This is a genomic window from Leisingera sp. (assembly GCF_034669605.1).
Classification (GTDB): Bacteria; Pseudomonadota; Alphaproteobacteria; order Rhodobacterales; family Rhodobacteraceae; genus Leisingera.
Genome location: NZ_JAXMOX010000335.1, coordinates 1 through 2802, shown reverse-complemented (window position 1 = coordinate 2802; position 2802 = coordinate 1). Strand labels below are relative to the sequence as shown.

Annotated in this window: 3 protein-coding genes; 1 reads left to right on the top strand and 2 read right to left on the bottom strand. The window is 59.7% G+C overall.

Annotation, left to right across the window (positions count from 1 at the left end):
- Both VOI29_RS23810 and VOI29_RS23805 read right to left on the bottom strand, forming a co-directional pair.
- Positions 1-467 (bottom strand): DUF2244 domain-containing protein (locus VOI29_RS23810; protein ID WP_323784292.1); only part of this gene is annotated, 467 nt, incomplete at its 3' end.
- Positions 468-620: 153 nt separating this feature from the next.
- On the bottom strand, positions 621-2294 hold the full coding sequence (locus tag VOI29_RS23805; RefSeq protein WP_323784290.1) for a cytochrome c oxidase subunit 1: 1674 nt from the start codon (positions 2292-2294) through the stop codon (positions 621-623).
- A 236-nt stretch (positions 2295-2530) separates the two neighbouring features.
- On the opposite strand from VOI29_RS23805, the gene VOI29_RS23800 reads away from it, so the two are divergent.
- Positions 2531-2802: HIT domain-containing protein (locus VOI29_RS23800; RefSeq protein ID WP_323784288.1), on the top strand; the 272-nt coding region annotated here is incomplete at its 3' end.

Below are 2802 nucleotides of genomic sequence, written 5' to 3'. Positions count from 1 at the left end.
GATTTCAGGTCGGCGTAAAGCGCGACCCGTTCCTGTTCCGACAGGAAGGCGCCGATTTCCACTTCGCGGCCGCCGCCCTGCAGGGTGACATAATGCGGAACCGGTCCGTCGCGGTCGTGCATTTCGACGCGGGTCCAGTAGCGGTTGCAGTGCCAGCTTTGCCGCTTGCCATCAGAGTTGATCCGCTCCAGACGGGCGTCTTCCTTGCCGATGGTCAGCACTTCCAGGATCTGATGGTCGCGGCGGCTGCGGTCCAATGCCCATTTCATGCCGAACAGGGCCAGTAGCAGGAACGGCAGCAGCCCCCACAGCAGAAAAGAACCCAGAACCGGGATCAGCGGCACGCAGATCAGCACTGCAGTCAGTCCAAGGAAGCGCACATAGCCCTGCGCTGGCAGTGATTGATGCGGCCAGAGGTGCAGCTCGCGTTCGGCGTCTTGCTGCGGACGGGTCCAGTTGTAGGGCATGTGTTCAACGCCTGCTGAGCAATGATGGGTCTTATTGGATAATGTACCGGAAAGTCCGGATTTCCACTCGGTTTTTACGGCGGCGCGCAGATAAGAAAAAGGCCCCGGAGCATCTGCTCCGGGGCCTTCTTTTGACTTCAGGATCTCAACCGCTTAGTGCGAATGCGAGCGGTCCCAGTCTTCCTGCTTGGGCAGGATTGCAAAGGTATGCTCGGGCGGCGGAGAGGGCAGGGTCCACTCCAGCGTGTCGGCATATTCGTTCCAGTAGTTGTTCTGGGTGACACGGGCGCCGCGCAGCAGCGAATAGATCACCACGCCAAAAAACAGCAGGAAGGACGCAAAGGACAGGAACGCGCCGTAGGACGAGATCTTGTTCCAGTAGGCAAAGCCTTCCGGATAATCGATGTAGCGGCGCGGCATGCCCTGGCGGCCCAGGAAGTGCTGCGGGAAGAATGTCAGGTTGGCACCGATGAAGAACATCCAGAAGTGGATCTGGGCGCCCAGCTCATTGTACTGACGGCCGGTCATCTTGCCGAAGTAGAAGTAGACGCCCGAGAAGATCGCAAAGACAGCGCCCAGCGACATCACGTAGTGGAAGTGTGCAACCACATAGTAGGTGTCATGATAGGCACGATCCACGGCGGCCTGCGACAGCACCACGCCGGTCACACCGCCGACGGTGAACAGGAACAGGAAGCCGAAGGCGAACATCATCGGGGCCTTGAACTCGATCGAGCCGCCCCACATGGTGGCGATCCAGGAGAAAACCTTCACGCCCGTGGGCACCGCGATCACCATGGTGGCCAGCATGAAGTAGGCCTGCTGGTTCAGCGACATGCCGACGGTGTACATGTGGTGCGCCCAGACGACAAAGCCCAGCACGCCAATGGCGATGATCGCCCAGACCATCGGCAGATAGCCGAACACCGGCTTGCGCGCGAAGGTTGCGATCACGTGGGAGATGATGCCGAAGCCGGGCAGGATCACGATGTACACTTCCGGGTGGCCGAAGAACCACAGGATGTGCTGGTACAGGATCGGATCGCCGCCGCCGGCCGCATCAAAGAAGGTGAAGCCGAAGTTGCGGTCCATCAGCAGCATGGTGATCGCGCCGGCCAGGACCGGCAGAGACAGCAGGATCAGCCAGGAGGTGACGAAGATCGACCAGGAGAACAGCGGCACCTTGAACAGGGTCATGCCCGGCGCGCGCATGTTCAGGAAGGTGGTGATCATGTTGATTGCACCCAGGATCGAAGACGCGCCCGAGACATGCACGGCAAAGATCGCCAGGTCCATCGAGTAGCCGCCTTCGTTCACCGACAGCGGCGGGTACAGAACCCAGCCGACACCAGAACCCAGCTGGTCATTGCCGCCCGGCGAGACAACTGAAAGAACCGCCAGCGCGGTGCCTGCGACATACATCCAGAACGACAGGTTGTTCATCCGCGGGAACGCCATGTCCGGCGCGCCGATCTGCAGAGGCATGAAATAGTTGCCGAAACCGCCGAACAGCGCCGGAATCACCACGAAGAACATCATCAGGATGCCGTGGGCGGTGATCATCACGTTCCAGAGGTGGCCGTTCGGGGTGCATTCCGCAGAGGCGTCTGCGAACATGCGCGCACCCTCCAGGCACATGTACTGAACGCCGGGGTCCATCAGCTCAAGCCGCATGTAGACGGTGAAGATGACAGAGATGAGACCTGCGAACGCCGAAACGATGAGGTAGAGAATGCCGATGTCTTTATGGTTCGTGCTCATGAACCAGCGGGTAAAAAAGCCCCGCTCGTCCTCGTGGCCGTGACCATGAATGGCTGCGTCTGCCATTATGTGCCTCCTGCTGCATAACGAAAGGCCCCCGGAGACGGACTCCGGGCGGCCTGGATTCCTTTCGTGTATTAGAATGGCGTGCCGGGGCCTTCAATGGCGGAGTTTGATCTGGATCAAGATTTATTGCCGCAGGGGTCTTGAATGCCATGCAAGGCACATCGCGCCGGGACGCTTGACCTGGCCGCAAGGTGCGCGCAAAACCGGAACGATTTCAAAATCAGGAGGCCAGACGCATGCCCGCTTATGATTCCGACAATATCTTTGCCAAGCTCTTGCGCGGCGAGATTCCATCGGCCCGTGTTTATGAAGATGACGATACCTTGGCCTTCATGGATATCATGCCGCGTGCGGACGGGCATCTTCTGGTGATCCCGAAAACCCCGTGCCGCAACCTGCTGGACGCCAGCCCTGCGCAGATGACAGCGGTGATGCAGACGGTGCAGAAACTGTCGCAGGCTGTGATCAGGGCCTTTGGCGCGGACGGGGTGACCGTGCAGCAGTTCAA

Coding starts and splice junctions, on each gene's coding strand:
- VOI29_RS23805 (WP_323784290.1), bottom strand. CDS start 2,294: ATGGCAGACGCAGCCATTCATGGTCACGGCCACGAGGACGAGCGGGGC.